This is a genomic window from Stenotrophomonas sp. K-6, from assembly GCF_056861555.1.
Genome location: NZ_JBSPUC010000001.1, coordinates 897,198 through 914,243, shown reverse-complemented (window position 1 = coordinate 914,243; position 17,046 = coordinate 897,198). Strand labels below are relative to the sequence as shown.

The 17,046-nt window shown below is 67.5% G+C and carries 14 protein-coding genes; 4 read left to right on the top strand and 10 right to left on the bottom strand.

Annotation, left to right across the window (positions count from 1 at the left end):
• Positions 1-70 precede the first annotated feature (70 nt).
• The 7 genes from AC13F7_RS04065 to aspS form a co-directional block, all read right to left on the bottom strand.
• Complete coding sequence (locus AC13F7_RS04065) at positions 71-1,921, bottom strand: potassium transporter Kup (RefSeq protein WP_184997297.1); 1,851 nt, start codon at positions 1,919-1,921, stop codon at positions 71-73.
• Between the two features lie 127 nt (positions 1,922-2,048).
• Positions 2,049-2,639, bottom strand: coding sequence for a Holliday junction branch migration protein RuvA (ruvA, locus tag AC13F7_RS04060; RefSeq protein ID WP_346472554.1), 591 nt, complete (start codon positions 2,637-2,639; stop codon positions 2,049-2,051).
• Positions 2,640-2,649: 10 nt separating this feature from the next.
• On the bottom strand, positions 2,650-3,171 hold the full coding sequence (gene ruvC, locus AC13F7_RS04055; RefSeq protein ID WP_346472553.1) for a crossover junction endodeoxyribonuclease RuvC: 522 nt from the start codon (positions 3,169-3,171) through the stop codon (positions 2,650-2,652).
• Positions 3,172-3,300: 129 nt separating this feature from the next.
• A complete protein-coding gene (locus tag AC13F7_RS04050) occupies positions 3,301-4,032 on the bottom strand; it encodes a YebC/PmpR family DNA-binding transcriptional regulator (RefSeq protein ID WP_482999328.1) in 732 nt (243 codons plus the stop codon).
• A gap of 83 nt (positions 4,033-4,115) precedes the next feature.
• Positions 4,116-4,748 carry an esterase/lipase family protein gene (locus AC13F7_RS04045; RefSeq protein WP_481469949.1) on the bottom strand — a complete coding sequence of 211 codons (633 nt, stop codon included), beginning with the start codon at positions 4,746-4,748 and terminating at the stop codon, positions 4,116-4,118.
• Between the two features lie 111 nt (positions 4,749-4,859).
• The gene (locus AC13F7_RS04040) at positions 4,860-5,393 is read right to left on the bottom strand and encodes a GNAT family N-acetyltransferase (RefSeq protein ID WP_353087512.1); all 534 of its coding nucleotides are present in this window, start codon (positions 5,391-5,393) and stop codon (positions 4,860-4,862) included.
• A 172-nt stretch (positions 5,394-5,565) separates the two neighbouring features.
• The gene (gene aspS, locus AC13F7_RS04035) at positions 5,566-7,323 is read right to left on the bottom strand and encodes an aspartate--tRNA ligase (RefSeq protein ID WP_482999327.1); all 1,758 of its coding nucleotides are present in this window, start codon (positions 7,321-7,323) and stop codon (positions 5,566-5,568) included.
• Between the two features lie 171 nt (positions 7,324-7,494).
• On the opposite strand from aspS, the gene AC13F7_RS04030 reads away from it, so the two are divergent.
• Positions 7,495-8,445 carry a DUF3011 domain-containing protein gene (locus AC13F7_RS04030; RefSeq protein ID WP_482999326.1) on the top strand — a complete coding sequence of 317 codons (951 nt, stop codon included), beginning with the start codon at positions 7,495-7,497 and terminating at the stop codon, positions 8,443-8,445.
• A gap of 83 nt (positions 8,446-8,528) precedes the next feature.
• Here the strand turns inward: AC13F7_RS04030 and AC13F7_RS04025 are convergent, their stop codons facing one another.
• A complete protein-coding gene (locus tag AC13F7_RS04025; RefSeq protein ID WP_482999325.1) occupies positions 8,529-9,164 on the bottom strand; it encodes a hypothetical protein in 636 nt (211 codons plus the stop codon).
• A gap of 163 nt (positions 9,165-9,327) precedes the next feature.
• Here AC13F7_RS04025 and AC13F7_RS04020 point away from each other — a divergent pair, with 163 nt between their 5' ends.
• Together AC13F7_RS04020 and ggpS are read left to right on the top strand one after the other, a co-directional pair.
• Entirely contained in the window at positions 9,328-10,596 is a 1,269-nt protein-coding gene (locus AC13F7_RS04020; protein WP_481469939.1) for an MFS transporter, read from the top strand.
• Positions 10,597-10,658: 62 nt separating this feature from the next.
• Positions 10,659-12,905: a glucosylglycerol-phosphate synthase gene (gene ggpS / locus AC13F7_RS04015; RefSeq protein WP_482999492.1), complete on the top strand. Its 2,247-nt coding sequence runs from the start codon at positions 10,659-10,661 to the stop codon at positions 12,903-12,905.
• A gap of 51 nt (positions 12,906-12,956) precedes the next feature.
• Here ggpS and blaL2 read toward each other — a convergent pair whose 3' ends face one another.
• Positions 12,957-13,859, bottom strand: coding sequence for a L2 family extended-spectrum class A beta-lactamase (gene blaL2 / locus AC13F7_RS04010; RefSeq protein ID WP_482999324.1), 903 nt, complete (start codon positions 13,857-13,859; stop codon positions 12,957-12,959).
• A gap of 207 nt (positions 13,860-14,066) precedes the next feature.
• Here blaL2 and AC13F7_RS04005 point away from each other — a divergent pair, with 207 nt between their 5' ends.
• A complete protein-coding gene (locus AC13F7_RS04005; RefSeq protein ID WP_482999323.1) occupies positions 14,067-14,927 on the top strand; it encodes a LysR family transcriptional regulator in 861 nt (286 codons plus the stop codon).
• A 66-nt stretch (positions 14,928-14,993) separates the two neighbouring features.
• Here AC13F7_RS04005 and AC13F7_RS04000 read toward each other — a convergent pair whose 3' ends face one another.
• On the bottom strand, positions 14,994-16,850 hold the full coding sequence (locus AC13F7_RS04000; RefSeq protein ID WP_481469933.1) for an ABC-F family ATP-binding cassette domain-containing protein: 1,857 nt from the start codon (positions 16,848-16,850) through the stop codon (positions 14,994-14,996).
• Between the last annotated feature and the right edge of the window lie 196 nt (positions 16,851-17,046).

The following is a 17,046-nucleotide window of genomic DNA, read 5'->3' as shown; positions in this document are numbered from 1 at the left end:
GTTGGGCGGGCGGTGGGCGGCCGGGGCCCCGGCCCTGCCCATCCTGAGCCGCCCCGCGCCCGGCACGCCCTCAGATCTCGACCTGGGCGCCGAGTTCGACCAGCCGATTACCCGGAATCCGGAAGAACCCGGTCGCCGGCGCTGCGTTCCGGTGCATCAGCGCGAACAGTTTGTCGCGCCAGATCGGCATGCCGCGGTTGGCGGTGGCCACGATGGTCTCGCGGCTGGCGAAGAACGTGGTGTCCATCGGGTCGAAGTAGATCCCGCCGTGGTCGCACGAGCGCATCAGCGCCAGCGGCACGTCCGGCGTCTCCATGAAGCCGAACTTCACGTAGATCCGGTAGAACTCGTCGCCCACCGATTCGATCTTCAGGCGCTGGCCCGAGGGCGCGTACGGCACCGGCAGGGTCACCACGTGCAGGAACACGTTGCGCTCGTGCAGCACCTTGTTGTGCTTGAGGTTGTGCATCAGCGCATGCGGGGCCACCGAGGGATCTGCAGTCAGGAACACGGCAGTGCCGGGCACCCGCACCGGCGGGGCCAGCATCAGGCCCGGCAGGAAGGTGTCGATCCGGATGCCATCCTTGCGGATTTCATCGCGCAGCAGCTCGCGGCCACGGCGCCAGGTGCGCATCATGGTGAACAGCACGATGCCCAGCACCACCGGGAACCACGCACCCTGCAGCAGCTTGGCGCCGTTGGCGATCACAAAGCCCAGGTCGATCACGAAGAACACCGCGCACAGCGGGATGATCCAGTAGCGCGAGGTCGGCCACAGCGCGCGGGCCACCAGGGCCAGCAGCAGGGTATCGATCAGCATCGTCGCCGACACCGAAATGCCGTAGGCCACCGCCAGGTTGGAGGAGCTGCGGAACGCCAGCACCAGCCCGATCACCATCACCGCGATGCCCCAGTTGATGCCCGGGATGTAGATCTGGCCGATGGTGTCGTGCGAGGTGTGGGTGATGCGCATGCGCGGGATGTAGCCCAGCTGCATGGCCTGGCGCGACACTGAGAACGCACCGGTGATCACCGACTGCGAGGCGATCACCGCGGCCATGGTGGCCAGGATGATCATCGGGTACAGCGCCCAGTCCGGCACCGCTTCGAAGAACGGGTTCTTGACCGCCTCGGGGTTGTTGAGCACCAGCGCGCCCTGCCCCAGGTAGTTCAGCACCAGGCACGGGAGCACGAAGAAGTACCAGGCGTGGCGGATCGGCTTGGCGCCAAAGTGGCCCATGTCCGCGTACAGCGCCTCGCCGCCGGTCACGGCCAGCACCACCGCACCGAGGATGAAGATGCCGTGCCAGCCATGCTCCATGAAGAAGCGCAGCGCCCACATCGGGTTGAAGGCCTTGAGCACCTCGGGCGCATCGACGATGTTGTAGATGCCGATCGCGGCCAGCGAGATGAACCAGATGGAGGTGATCGGGCCGAACAGCTTGCCGATCTTCTCGGTGCCGAAGCGCTGCACGGCGAACACCGCCAGCAGCACCACCACCGTGATCGGCACGATGAAGGCGTGCAGGCCCGGGGCCGCGACCTCCAGGCCTTCCACTGCGCCCAGCACCGAGATGGCCGGGGTGATCACGCCATCACCGAAGAACAACGAGGCACCGAAGATGCCCAGGATGCCCACCACGTAGGCCGAGCGCGAGCCGTTGCGCAGCGTGCGCTGGGTCAGCGCCATCAACGCCATGATGCCGCCCTCGCCCTCATTGTCGGCGCGCATGATGATGGTGACGTACTTGAGGGTGACCACGATGTTCAACGCCCAGAACGCCAGCGACAGCACGCCCAGTACGGTGTCATGGTCGCTGTTGAGCCCGTAGTGCGGGGAGAACGCCTCTTTCAGCGTGTACAGCGGGCTGGTGCCGATGTCGCCGAACACCACGCCGATGGCACCGATCATCAGCGCCATGCCGCCGGCGGCCGGCGCATGGCCGTGCGGCGTCTGGCCGTCGCTGTGCTGGGGGGAAGTGGTGGACATGGGGCTCCGGGCGGGCGCGGTCGGTAGTATCGGTATCAGGGAACGGCAGCGGCGCGGCTCAGCGCAGCGCCGCCTGCAGGGCTTTGCGGATGACCGTGGCGACATCGTCGCCCTCGGCGTTGGCATCGCGCGCCATGCGCGCGGCCTCGGTCGGCTTGTAGCCCAGCTGCTGCAGGGCCACGGTCGCCTCGGAGACCGGATCGGTGGCCGGTGCGGCACCGGCGATCGGCGCGCCGCCGCCACCGAAATTGGCCGCGCGGTCGCGCAGCTCCAGCACCATGCGCTCGGCGGTCTTCTTGCCGATGCCGGGGATGCGGGTCAGCGCGGTGATGTCACCGGCCTGCAGCATGCGGGCGAACTCGTCCACGCTCACCCCGGACAGCACGGCCAGCGCGATCTTGGCGCCGATCCCGGTGACCTTCTGCACATCGCGGAACAGGCGGCGCTCGCCCTCGCGCAGGAAGCCGTAAAGCGAGACGCTGTCTTCCTTCTGCGCGTAATGGGTGAACAGCGTGACCTCACGCCCCAGCTCGGGCAGATCGTAGAAGGTGCTCATCGGCGCCTCCAGCTCGTAACCGACGCCATTGACGTCGACCATGAGCCACGGCGGCGCCTTGTAAGCCACGATCCCGCGCAGACGACCAATCATGCAGTGTTCCTCATTTCCGGCTCCAGGCCTGGCGCGCATTGACGCCCAGGCGCAGCGCCGTGGCCCGGACATGGGCGTGGGTGATCGCCACGGCCAACGCATCGGCAGCGTCGGCCTGCAGCTTGGTTTTCAGGTTGAGCATGAGCCCGACCATGTGTTGGACCTGTTGTTTTTCCGCACCGCCGCGGCCGACCACGGCCAGCTTGATCTCCGTGGCGGCATATTCGCTGACCGGCAGGTCGCGCATGACCACGGCCGAGATCGCCGCACCGCGCGCCTGGCCCAGCTTCAGGGCCGAATCCGGGTTGCGCGCCATGAACACCTTTTCGATGGCCACTTCGTCGGGGCGGTATTCCTCGACCAGGGCGGTCAGACCGACCACCAGCAGCTTCATCCGCTGCGGGAAGTCGTCCGCGCCCAGCAGCACCAGCGGCAGGTGATGCACGTGCACCACCTTGCCGGTGGCATCCACATCAATGATGCCCACCCCGGTGCGCTGCGAACCGGGGTCGATGCCGAGAATGCGGGTCATGCGGCACGCACACGGCGGCCCGCGGCCCGGGAGGGACACATGCGGCGGGGATAACAGGGAACGGCTGGAGTCATCATGGTCCGCATTGTCCGCTCACCGGTCGCGCAAAGCGACCGGTGAAGCGCCTGCTCAGGCGTAGGCGTCCGCGCCGAGGTCGGCGTTGGAGAACACGTCCTGCACGTCGTCCAGGTCTTCGAGCATGTCCAGCAGCTTCTTGACCTGCAAGGCGGTGTCGCCTTCGACCTTGATGTCGTTGTCGGCGCGGTAGGTGATTTCGGCGTGGTCCGGGGTGAACCCGGCAGCCTGCATCGCATCCTTGACGGCGTGGTAGCTGTCGGCCGCGGTGACCACATCGATCGCCCCGTCTTCCGGGTAGACCACAATATCGTCCGCACCGGCCTCGATTGCGGCTTCAGTGACGGCTTCTTCGTCCGCGCCGGCAGCAAAGTGCAGCACGCCCAGGCGCTTGAACATGAACGACACCGAGCCTTCGGTGCCCATGTTGCCGCCGCACTTGCTGAACGCATGACGGACATCGGCCACGGTGCGCACGCGGTTGTCGGTCAGGCAGTCCACGATCACCGCCACGCCACCGGGGGCATAGCCCTCGTAGCGGATCTCTTCGTACTCGACGCCTTCCAGCTCACCGGTCGCCTTCTTGATGGCGCGCTCGATCACGTCCTTGGACATGTTCGAGGCCAGACCCTTGTCCATGGCCACCCGCAGGCGCGGGTTGTTGTTGGGGTCGCCTCCACCGCCGCGCGCGGCAACGCCGATCTCGCGGATGATCTTGGTGAAAATCTTGCCGCGCTTCGCGTCAGACGCGTTTTTGCGGTTCTCGATGGAGGGGCCTCTACCCATGGGGTGACTCTCGTGCTTCTGTCAGGAACAGGGCGCGAATTCTACCTGATCCGCCGGCCCGCCCGTGTCAGTCCCCAACCTGCTCAGGCAGCGTGGGCCGCATTGTCGCGCCGGAAACGGCCATCGCGCAGGAACGCAGCGGTCTGGCGCGCCGCATCGGGCGAAAATACCAGCCCGCTGTGGCTGGCCGGGATCACGCAGTGGTCGGCCAGGCCCGGCAACTGGGTCTCATCCAGTGCCACGGTGCCATCGGAGGCATCGCCGCAGGCACCCAGCAGACTGCCCAGCCCATGCGGGACCGAGCCGGCGATCAGGCCGACCTGCGCCCTGCCCTCCCAGGCCGGCAGGCCATCCAGCAGCAGCTCCGAGCTGCGCCCCAGCGCCAGCGACCAGCCGTGATCGCTCAGGGAACGGGCGGTCACGCTGCCGCGCAGCGGCGAGCCCAGGCAGACCACGCGCGACACCGGCAGCTCCGGCGCACGCCGCAGGGCCTCCAGTGCCACCAACCCACCCAGGCTGTGCCCGACCAGCGAGACCGGGCCGCTGTCCCTGAGCCGCTCCAGCAGTTGCGGCACCGCCACCTCCGGCCCCCCGAACACGCTGGCGTAGCCAAAGGTATCCACTGAAAACCCACGCGCGCGCAGGCGCCAGGCCAGAGGGCCGACCCAGGCGCGTGCGTTCCAGATGCCATGCAGCAGTAAAACAGGGGGAGTCATGGTGTCAGCCTAGCCCGTTGGGCGGGGCGCCTGCAGAAGGAAACAGCGTCATTAGACGAATGGACCGGACAACGGCAGGTGAAGCCATCATGGCCCTGCAGGGAGCGGCGCTCAGGCGGCGGTGGGCGGGCGGCGCAGGATGAACTCCAGGTCGCGCACGTTGCCGACCGGGAACTCGTAGGTGCCGACCTTGCTGAAGCCATAGCGGGCATAGAAACGCTGCGCGCCGAAGTTCTCCGACCAGACACCGAGCCACAGCGTGCGCGGCCCTTCCCGCTCCAGCCAGGCAAGCGCCGTTTCGAACAGACGGCTGCCCCAGCCACAGCTCTGCTGGTCCTTGATCAGGTACAGGCGCTTGAGCTCGCCATCGCCAGGCTGCACCTCGGCATGCGGCAGCCCACAAGGGCCGGCGGCGGCATGGCCCACGGCAACGCCGTCCAGCTCCAGCAGCCAGACCGCGTAATCGGGGTGTTCAAGAATGATGCGCTGGCGCTCCGCCGGGTACGCCTCGTCGAGGAAGGCCTGCAGGTCTTCCGGCGGATACAGGTGGCCGAAGGTTTCCACGAAGGTACGGGCGGCCAGCACCGACAGGGTCTGGGCATCGTCCGGGGTGGCGCGGCGGATGGTGTAGCGGCCTGGGGTCACGGCGGGAGCATCGGCATCGGCGAGAAGCGCCAATTTACCTGAACGCGGCGACGATGGCGCCTCCGTGACTATCGACGTTTTCGATCACCACGGGCGCCATCATCGGGCGAGCACCGACTCCTGTCGGCGCCGCCCTCCCCTCCGCACCGACCGATGGTCGGCGCTTCCCGGCTTATTCCTTGATGGCGCGCGGGCGGACCTGAACGTGCACTTCCGCCAGCTGCTCGTCCGGGATCGGCGACGGGGCGCCGGTCATCAGGCACTGCGCGCCGGTGGTCTTCGGGAACGGGATGACGTCGCGGATCGACTCGGTACCGGCCATCAGCGCGGCGATACGATCGATGCCGAAGGCGATGCCACCGTGCGGCGGCGCGCCGAAACGCAGCGCATCGAGCAGGAAGCCGAACTTGCCCTCGGCCTCTTCGGCACCGATGCCCAGCAGCTCGAACACCGCGCTCTGCATGTCCGAGCGGTGGATACGGATCGAACCACCCCCGATCTCGTTGCCGTTGAGCACCATGTCATAGCCGCGCGACACCGCCGTCTTGGCATTGGCGCGCAGGTCGGCGATGTCGTCCACCGCCGGGGCGGTGAAGGGGTGATGCAGGGCGACGTAGCGCTGGGCTTCGTCGTCGTACTCGAACATCGGAAAATCAGTGACCCACAGCGGCGCCCAGCCGTCGGCAACCAGGTTGAAGTCCTTGCCGGCCTTCAGGCGCAGGGCGCCCATGAAGTCGGAGACCTTGTTGTAGCCACCGGCGCCAAAGAACACGATGTCCCCGTTACCGGCGCCGACATGGGCGACCAGCGCGGCGAAGGCCTCGTCGCTGAAGAACTTGGCGATCGGCGAGCTGACTTCGCCGCTCTCGCTGATCTTGATGTAGGCCAGGCCCTTGGCGCCGTACTTGGCGGCATGCGCGGCGTAGTCGTCGATCTGCTTGCGCGACAGGCTGGCACCGCCCGGGATGCGCAGCGCGGCCACGCGGCCATCGGCATCGTTGGCCGCGGCGGTGAACACCGGGAACTCGCTGGTCCTGACCAGCTCGGCCACGTCCACCAGCTCCAGCGCGATGCGCAGGTCCGGCTTGTCCGAGCCATAGCGACGCATCGCCTCGGCCCAGGTCATGCGCGGGAAGCTGGCGGCCAGTTCCACGTCCACCACTTCCTTGAAGATGGCGCGGATCATGGTTTCCACGAAGTCCTGCACGTCGCGCTCGCGCACGAAGGCGAACTCCATGTCCAGCTGGGTGAATTCCAGCTGGCGGTCGGCACGCAGGGCCTCATCGCGGAAGCAGCGCGCGATCTGGTAGTAGCGGTCGAAGCCGGCCACCATCAGGATCTGCTTGAACAGCTGCGGGCTCTGCGGCAGCGCGTAGAACTCGCCCGGGTGCATGCGCGCCGGCACCAGGAAGTCGCGGGCGCCTTCCGGGGTGGCCTTGGTCAGGATCGGGGTTTCGATGTCCTGGAAGCCGGTGGCGTCCAGATGGCGGCGCAGGGCCTGCACCAGCTTGATGCGGGTGCGCTGCATGCGCTGCATTTCCGGGCGGCGCAGGTCCAGGTAACGGTACTTCAGGCGGGTTTCTTCGCCCGGGTTCTCGTGCGCGTGGAACGGCAGCGGCTCAGCCTTGTTGAGGATGGTGATGGCCGTGGCGATCACTTCCACGCTGCCGGTGCGGAGCTTGTCGTTGGCCGCATGGCGCGCGCGCACCACGCCTTCCACCTGCAGCACGTCCTCGTAGCCCAGGCTGGCGGCCACGGCGAACACGGCCGCGTTGTCGACTTCCACCGTCACCTGCACGATGCCTTCATGATCGCGCAGATCAATGAAAACCACGCCACCCTGGTTGCGGGCAACGTCGGTCCAGCCGGCGAGGGTTACGGTTTGGCCAATCAGGGTCTCGTCGACCAGGCCACAGAAGTGGGTACGCATGGGGGTAAAGCTCCGCAGGAGAGTGCCGACGCCAAGCTGCGCCGGAAAGCCCGTTATTCTGCGGCCGCCAGCCCGGCGGGGCAAATCCGGGCGCCACGGCCCGGCATCACGCGCTGTGAACCGGGGGGATTCCTATAGTCCGCGCACCAACGACCGCACGGGGATGTCGCCATGCAACGCCGTCTGAGCACCGTCTGCCTCACCCTTGCCCTGGCCTGTACGGCCCCGGCCCTGCACGCCCAGATGAGTACCCGGGCCTACGCCCCGGAAAATCTGTCGCAGCTGTCCTCCTCCGACCGCAGCCGGGTCATCACCCAGGAATACGCCGACCAGTCCAATGGCCGCCGGATCCCGGATGACCAGCTGCGCTTCTATCTGGCCCAGGTCAACTCGGGCTGGAGCTTCTCCCGCATCAAGCAGGACATCGCCACCTCGCTGCGCGGCAACGGCGGCGGCAACTGGAATGGTGGCGGCAACGGCCCGGGCAACAACGGCACGGTCCGCTGTGAAAGCCAGGACAACCGCGAGCGGGTCTGCAACACCGGCTGGCGCAGCGCGCAGCTGTCGCGCCAGATTTCCGGAACCCCCTGTACCGAGGGCCGCAACTGGGGTTCGCGCAACGGCACCGTCTGGGTCAGCGGCGGCTGCCGGGCCGAATTCGTCGAAGGCCGCGGCAATGGCGGCAACTGGGGCGGCAGTGGCGGCACCGGGGCCACCATCCGCTGCGAGAGCCAGGACAACCGCGAGCGCACCTGCAACACCGGCTGGCGCAATGCCACCCTGGTCCGCCAGATCTCGGGCTCGGCGTGCGTAGAAGGCCAGACCTGGGGCGTGCGCAATGGCGCGGTGTGGGTCAACCGTGGCTGCCGTGGCGAATTCGCCGAAGCGCGTGGCAACAGCGGCGGCAACTGGGGCGGTCCCGGCGGCAACAGCAACTACAGCGTGACCTGCAGCAGCAACGACAAGCGGCAGCAGACCTGCGCCTGGGACGACCGCCAGGGTCGCCCTGCACTGGTACAGCAGCTGTCGGGAACGGCCTGCGTGGAAGGCCGGAGCTGGGGCTACAGCAACGGCAGCCTGTGGGTCAGCGGCGGTTGCCGTGCCCGGTTCGGGGCGCGCTGAGGCCTCCCGTTGGCGGTAGGTGCCGACCGTTGGTCGGCACGCTCGCGGTGACGCCGGCCCGCGGCCGGCATTACCGCGCAGCGTTACGGCACAGGTGTTTCACTGCCCCACGGTGCCGGCGGCAATGCCACCGGCTTGCTCAGGTCGAACACCACCTGGAAGTGGCGCCCGCCCGGGCGGGTCAACTCATAGACGAAGCGCTGGTCCGGCTCCACGTCCATCGCCCAGGTGTTCTGCACCGAAGCGAGCATGTCGGCCTTGCGGAACATCGCCACCGAGTCCGAATCCACGGGGAACGACTGGCGCTGCGCGGTGCCCGGCGGCTTGCTGTCGCCACCGTACATCGTGACCGCATCGGGGCTGCCATCTTCGTGGCGGTGATCATGCTTCAGGCGTAGACCGTTCTCGGTGCGGGTCAGCACCCAGGTGCGCGAGTGGTCGTCACCGACATGGAACGGGATGCGCAGTTCATGCGCCGGATCCTCGCAGCCGCGCACGTGCATCACCAGCCGCTTGCCCTCAAAAGGATCAGGCGCCTCGGTGCGGGGCTCATTCACCGCGATGCGGCCTTCAAAGGCCTTGCCACAATGCGCGGCGACGGCCGACATGAAGGCATCGGACGGCGCCATCGATACTTCATGGCCAACCGTGTGGTTCGAGCCGCTGCAGGCGGTGAGCGCCAATGCAGCGGCCAACGGAAGAAGTTTGACTACGTTCATGCCCCCCACCCTAACGGGCACGACCGGACAGCGCAAACCGCGTGCCGGATGCGACGGACACGCTCATGGGCGCGTCGCTTCCGCTGCAACCGGGGCTTCATTCCCCCTGTGCTATGGTCGATCACGTGATTTGTTCGCCTTCTTCCCCACGAAGGGCGCACGCATGTTGCGGTTGACCGCCCTGCTCGCGGGTGTGGCACTGCTGCTGACAGGCAGCGGCCTGCTCGGCACATTGCTGGCGGTGCGCGGTGGTGAAGCCGGCTTTGGTGCCGGTACGTTGGGGTTGGTGATGTCCGGCTATTTCGCCGGGTTTTTCATCGGCACCTTCTTCGCCCCCTCGCTCATCGGCCGCATCGGCCATATTCGTGCGTTCGCCTTCTTTGCCGCCCTCGCCGCCATCGCGGTGCTGGTGCACCCGCTGTGGATCAATCCGGTGGGCTGGGGCGTGCTGCGCATCCTCACCGGCATCGCGCTGGTGGGCCTGTACACGGTGATCGAGAGCTGGCTCAACGCCGAGCCTGACCCGCGCCTGCGCAGCCGCGCTTTCTCGCTGTACATGGTGGTCAATCTCTCCGCGCTGGCGCTCGGCCAGGTGCTGCTGATGCTCGGCGATGCCGGCGCGACCTCGATGTTCATGCTCACCGCGATCCTGGTCTGCGCCGCCGTATTGCCGGTCACCGCAACGCGTCTGCGCCCACCCGAGATCCCCTCGGTGCCGCGTCTGAAACTGGCTCGTCTGTACGCCATGGCACCGGTGGCGACGGTAGCCGCCGGCCTGTCCGGCCTGGCGATGGGCGCATTCTGGGGCCTGCTGCCGGTGTACGCCGGTGAAATCGGCCTGGACGGCAACGGCGTGGCCCTGTTCATGCTCACCGCCATCGCCGGTGGTGCACTGCTGCAGTGGCCGCTGGGCCACATCAGCGATGGGCATGACCGGCGCACCGGGCTGGTCGCCCTGAGCCTGGCGGCCGCGGGCATCGCCGTGGTGGCGTCGCTGCCGATGATCCAGGTGCAGACGCATCTGGTGTTCGGCCTGTTTTTCTTCTACGGCGGGCTGGCCTTCGCGCTGTATCCGTTTGCGGTCGCGCACATGCTTGACTACCTGCCGCGCGAAGATCTGCTGTCGGGCTGCTCCAGCCTGCTGCTGGTGCATGGCGTGGGCGCCGCGCTTGGCCCTGCGTTGGCCGGTGCGGCCATGCAGCGCTTCGGCGCGCCGGCACTGCCGCTGTACTTCGCGGTGGTGTTGATGGTTCTGGCGCTGTTCACCACTGCGCGCCTGCTCAGCTTCCAGCGCCTGCGCACGCATCCGGTCGGCTTCCGGCTGATGCTGCGCACCACGCCGTCGGCGCTGGAGCTGATGCCGGAGACCGACACCGCGCCGCCGGATCCCGAAACTCCCCTCCCCTCTGACTCCGATAAGGAAGTGCATTGACTGTTTCGACACCGACCTCCCTCACTCCAACCCGTACACCGGCGGCCCCGCCGGCACCGCAACTGATTCTTGCCACCGATCTGGATGGCACCTTCCTCGCCGGCGATGCCGCCGCGCGCCATCGGCTCTACCGGCTGGTCGACCAGCACCCCGGCATCCGCCTGATCTTCATCACCGGCCGCGGCCTGGAAGCGGTGATGCCCCTGCTCTCCGATCCGGCCATTCCGCGCCCGGACTACGTGGTCTGCGATGTCGGCGCCACCGTCGTCGACGGCCACACCCTGCAGCCGCTGCAGCCCCTGCAATCGATGATCGATGCGCACTGGCCGGGCGAGCAGGTGGTCGCCGCTGCGATGCGTCCGTTCACCGCGCTGCAGCGCCAGGATGTGCCGCAGGAACGCCGCTGCTCCTACTTCTGTGATCCCGACACGCTGGCGCCACTGCGCTCGCAGATCCAGGCCGCCGCACAGGCGCTGGGCTGCGATGTGCTGTACTCGGCCGAACGCTATCTGGACATCCTGCCGCCCGATACCGACAAGGGCCGCACCCTGGCTGCGCTTGCGCGCCTGCTGGAACTGCCGCGCGACCGCATTCTGGTGGCCGGTGACACGCTCAATGACCTGTCGATGTACACCTCCGGTTTCCGCGGCGTGTGCGTGGGCGATTCCGAGCCGGCACTGACCGCCGCCACGGCCGATCTGAAACACACCTTCCATGCGCAGGCGCCGGGCTGCGGCGGCATTCTCGAAGCGATCGAACATTTTGGTCTGCTTGCCGACGACGATCCCTTCCTGCGCCCGCCAGCGCAGGCGCGCGCGGACGGCGCCGATCTGGTGATGGTTTATCACCGGCTGCCCTTCGATGAAGTGATGGAAGACGGTGTACTGGTGCAGCGTCCGCCGCGCTCGCCCAACGGCATCATTCCCTCGCTGCTGAGCTTCTTCGAAGGCGGCCAGAAAGGCTCCTGGGTCGCGTGGGGGATCGATGATCCTAAGCGCGGTCCGTTCCAGACCCATCTGGCGGTGGATGCCGAGCGCTACCCTACCCTGACCGCCGCACGCGTGCCGCTGAGCAAGCAGGAAGTGGACATCTTCTACAAGCGCTTCTCCAAGGAAGCGTTCTGGCCGATGCTGCACGTGTTCTGGGAGCGCGCGAAATTCCGCGAAGAAGACTGGCAGGTATTCCTGAAGGTCAACCGCAAGTTCGCCGAAGCCACCGCCGCCGAAGCCGCGCATGGCGCGACCGTGTGGATCCACGACTACAACCTGTGGATGGTGCCGGCCACGCTGCGCGAACTGCGCCCTGACCTGAAGATCGCCTTCTTCCACCACACCTACTTCCCGTCGGCGGATGTGTTCAACGTCGTGCCCTGGCGCCGCGAAATCATCGGCAGCCTGCTCAGCTGCGACTACATCGGCTTCCACATTCCGCGCCAGGTGGAGAACTTCGTGGACGTCGTGCGCGGCGCGATGCCGGCCGAGCGTCTGGCGTGGGAAAGCTGCGCCCCGCGCTTCCTCACGTACGGGTGTGCGGTGGGTCTGGACACGATGACCACGCGCCTGCGCGTGGGCGACCGCGAAGTCGCCCTGGGCGCGCATCCGGTCGGCACCGATCTGCGCCGCATCCACAACGTGCTCGCACGCAGCGACGTGCGCAATGACATCTTCAAGCTGCGCCGGGAGATCGGCGCGCGCAAGCTGGTGTTGTCGGTGGAGCGGCTGGATTACACCAAGGGCACGCTGGCCAAGCTGGAGGCGTTCGAGCGCCTGCTGGAACAGCATCCGGATCGCCAGGGCAAGGTCACCCTGCTGATGATCTGCGTGCCGGCCGCGCGCGAGATGACCATCTACCGCACGCTGCAGAACCAGATCGAGCAGGCGGTGGGGCGGATCAACGGGCGCTTCTCGCGACTGGACTGGACCCCGGTGCGCTTCTTCGCCCAGGCACTCCCGTTCGAAGAAGTGGTCGCGCACTACGCCGCCGCGCAGGTGATGTGGATCACCCCGCTGCGCGATGGCTTGAACCTGGTGTCCAAGGAGTTCGTGGCCACCCAGGGCATCGAGGGCAGCAACGGCGTGCTGGTGCTCAGTGAGTTTGCCGGTGCGGCGGCCGAGCTGAAGGGCGCGGTGCTGACCAATCCGCATGACCCGGCCGACCTTACCGCCGGCCTGCTGCAGGCGTTGTCGATGCCCGACGAGGAAGCCACCGGGCGCATGCGCCAGCTGTTTGGCAGCGTGGAGTATTACGACGTGGATCGCTGGGGCCGGGATTTCCTGGACGCGGTGCGCACCAGCCACGCCGAAGGCTGACGCTGTGAAGGGAGTGCCGGCCGCTGGCCGGCACTCCCCGGCAGGCACCGGTTACCCGGCTTTCTGCATGATGCCTTCGGCGATCACCGCCACCTGCCGCAGCACGTCGTTGCGGCCGGCATCATCCACCGTCGCGCCCTGCAGGTAGCTGGTCAGCACCCACGGGGCACCGCCGGCGAGCGGCCACAACAGGGCGATGTCATTGGTGGTGTCCTCGCCATTGCTGCCGGTCTTGTCACCCACCCGCCACGCCTTGGACAATCCGGCGCGCAGCCGTGTATCGCCGGTTTCGTTGTCGATCAGCCAGTCGGCCAGCTGCTGTTTCGAGGCAGGCTTGAGGACGTCACCGAGCACGAAGCGCTGCAGGCTGGCGGCCATCGCGGCCGGGCTGGTGGTGTCGCGCGGATCGCCCGGGGCGAAGCGGTTCATCTCCGGCTCGAGGCGATCGTTACGGGTCACCGCATCGCCGTTGGCACGCAGGAACGCGGTCACGCCGGCCGGCCCACCGGCCACGCCCAACAACAGGTTCGCGGCGGGATTGTCGCTGGTGATCATGGTCGCCCGGCACAGGTCGCGCACGGTGACGTCCTTGCCGATGTGCCGCGTGGTCACCGGCGCATGCGAGAGCATGTCCTGCTGGCGCACGGCCACGCGCTGATCCAGCGAGAGCCTGCCCTGGTCGGCCAGATGCAGCACCGCAGCGGACAACACGAACTTGAACGTGCTGCACATCGGGAAGCGTTCGTCCTGCCGGTTGCCGGTGCGCCAGCCGGTGCCGGTGTTGAGCAGCGTTACGCCCAGGCGGCCGCCGCTGGCCGCTTCCAGCGCCGCAAAGTCCTTCGCCGCGACGGCGGGTTTCGGCGCGGGCAGCGGCGTCTTGGCGAAGGCGGTGGCGGCCAGCGCAGACGCGGCGGCCGCGCCGGTCCATTGCAGGAACTGTCGTCGAGCGATCATGCAGGTTCTCCTTGGCGAAGGCCCGAGTATTGGCACCAGGCCGTGCTTCCACCAGCGACGTTTTTCAGCAGGAGCCATTACTTCATCTAATACCCAAGGCTGCCACCGTTCGCAGCACCCCTGATGACGCTGTCGTACCCGGCCTCCATTGCGCTGCCCCTGGCCGGGGAATGCGAAGATGCATCATCCCTGCTCACGGCTCGACCCATGCTCCGCCCCCAGCTGCCGCTCAATGCCCTGCGTGCCTTCGAGGCCGCCGCACGGCACCAGAACTTCACCCGCGCGGCGCTGGAGCTGTGCGTCAGCCAGGCCGCGCTGAGCCATCAGATCCGGGCACTGGAGGACCGGCTGGGCGTGTCGCTATTCACCCGGTTACCGCGCGGGGTCGCCCTGACCGATGAAGGGGCCCGTCTGTATCCGGTGCTCAACGAGGCCTTTGACCGCATCGCGGTCAGCCTGGACCGGTTCGTCGGCGGGCACTTCCGCGAGGTGCTGAGCGTGGGGGTGGTCGGCACCTTCGCCACCGGCTGGCTGCTGCCACGTCTGGGCGATTTCAGCACGCGCCATCCGGATATCGAACTGCGCCTACAGACCCACAACAACCGCATCGATCTCGCCGGTGAAGGGCTGGACCTGGCGATCCGGTTCGGCGATGGCGACTGGCAGGGGCAGATCAGCGACGTTGTACTCGATGCACCGTTTGCGCCGCTGTGCGCGCCGGCGCTGGCACGTACGCTGCGGCAGCCGCGCGATCTGGCCAACGTGGCGTTGCTGCGCTCCTACCGCAGCGACGAATGGCCACGCTGGCTGCAGGCCGCTGGCGTACCGGAACTGGACGCGCGTGGGCCGGTGTTCGATTCATCCCTGACGCTGGCCAGTGCCGCCGCCGCAGGTGCGGGCGTGGCGCTGTTGCCGTTGAAGATGTTCGAGCAGGATCTGGCCCAGGGGCGCTTGATCCAGCCTTTTGCGCAGACGCTGGACCTGGGCAGGTATTGGCTGACGCGGCTGCGCTCGCGCGCCGAGAGCGATGCGGCGCGGCGATTCCGGGAATGGTTGGAAGCGCGGTAAACCCACGCATGGCGTGGATCTACACGGGATGCGGCACGTACCAGCGTGCCGCATCACCCGCCGCGATCAGGCGTCCAGCAACTCCATCCACGTCTGCTCGGCCTTGCTGAGCAGGGTGGCGGTCGCTTCGCGGTCACGGCCGAGCACGGCCATGCGGGTCGCATCGGCGTAGTTCTTCGGGTCGGCCAACTGGCGGTCCAGATCGGCCAGCAGCGCTTCCAGTTCGCCCACCTTGGCTTCGGCGGCGGCCAGCTTGTGCGGGTTGGCCGGCTTGCGCGCGGGCAGCGGCGGGGTCGGCGGTGCCGGCTCAGGCGCTGCCGCGGCCATCTTCTGCTTGGTGCCCTGTGCGGCCGGACGCGAACGCAGCCACGCCGCGTAGGCATCCAGATCGCCGTCGAACGGTTCAACCACGCCATCGGCCACACGCCAGAACGTGTCGCAGACCAGCCCGATCAGATGGCGGTCATGCGACACCATCACGATCGCGCCTTCGAAGTCGGCCAGTGCTTCGGCCAGCGCTTCGCGCATTTCCAGGTCCAAGTGGTTGGTCGGTTCGTCGAGCAGCAGCACGTTCGGCTGCTGGTAGGCGATCAGCGCCAGGGCCAGGCGCGCGCGCTCGCCACCGGAGAAGCCATCCACCGGTTCAAACGCGCGGTCGCCGGCGAAGTTCCACTTGCCGAGGAAATCGCGGAAGGACTGGTTCGGTGCGTCAGGGGCCAGGTCGCGGAAGTGCTCCATCGGTGACTGCCCTTCGTGCAGCGACTCCACTGTGTGCTGGGCGAAGTACCCGATGCGCAGGTCCGGGTGCGCGGCACGCTCCCCACTGATCGGGTCCAGCTCGCCCACCAGGGTCTTCACCAGGGTGGTTTTACCGGCACCGTTCGGGCCGAGCAGGCCGATGCGCTGGCCCGCTTCCAGACCGAAGCCCACGTTGTGCAGGATCACCGCATCGGCGCCGTAACCGGCCTCGACATGGTTCAGGCGGATCAGCGAGAACGGCAGTTTGGCCGGCGGCGCGAACTCGATGCGGAACTCGCGCTCGGCGCGTACCGCTTCGGTGCCGGCCAGCTTGGCCAGACGCTTCATGCGGCTCTGCGCCTGCGCGGCCTTGCTGGCCTGCGCCTTGAAGCGATCGATGAAGCTCTGCAGATGCGCGCGCTCGGCCTGTTCCTTTTCGTGGGCGAGCTGCTGCTGGCGCAGCTGTTCGGCGCGCTGGCGCTCGAAATCGGTATAGCCGCCGACGTACAGCTTGGCGCCGCCCCCGTGCAGATGCAGGGTGTGGGTGGCCACGTTGTCCAGGAACTCGCGGTCATGCGAGATCAGCAGCAGGGTGCCCGGGTACTTGAGCAGCCACTGTTCCAGCCAGAACACGGCATCCAGATCCAAGTGGTTGGTTGGTTCGTCGAGCAGCAGCAGGTCGCTGGGCATCATCAGTGCGCGGGCCAGGTTCAGGCGCACACGCCAGCCACCGGAGAACGAGGACACCGCGCGCGAGTGGGTTTCGGCCGGGAAGCCCAGGCCGTGCAGCAGCTTGCCGGCGCGCGCCTCGGCGTCATAGGCACCGATCTCGGCCATCCGCTGATGCGCGGTGGCCACCGCTTCCCAGTCTTCACGTGCCGCGGCCGCGGCCTCTTCGCGCATCACGGCGGCCACCTCGGTGTCGCCCTCCAGCACGAACTGCAGCGCCGGATCGGGCAGCGACGGGGTTTCCTGGGCCACGCTGGCGATGCGGATCTTGCCGGGCAGATCGACGTCGCCCTTGTCCGCCTCCAGCTCGCCCTTCACGGCCGCGAACAGGCTGGACTTGCCGGCGCCATTGCGGCCGACCACGCCGACGCGGTACCCCGCGTGCAGGGTCAGGTCGACGTTGGACAACAGCAGCCGCTCGCCACGGCGCAAGGCGAAGTTACGAAGGGAGATCATCTTGGGGGTCCATATAACGGAATGGAATGTGCTGGTGAGCACCTTTCCTGCGACGTAATTCTAGCGTTAACGAATACTTGACGCGCCCCGGGATGCGCGGCGGGACTCGTTCCTCTCTCCCACGACCCCGCCTGCGCTTCCCCGGGACCCTCCTGTCGGATCGATCGCCGCACGTAAATGGTTGCTGCTGCAACGT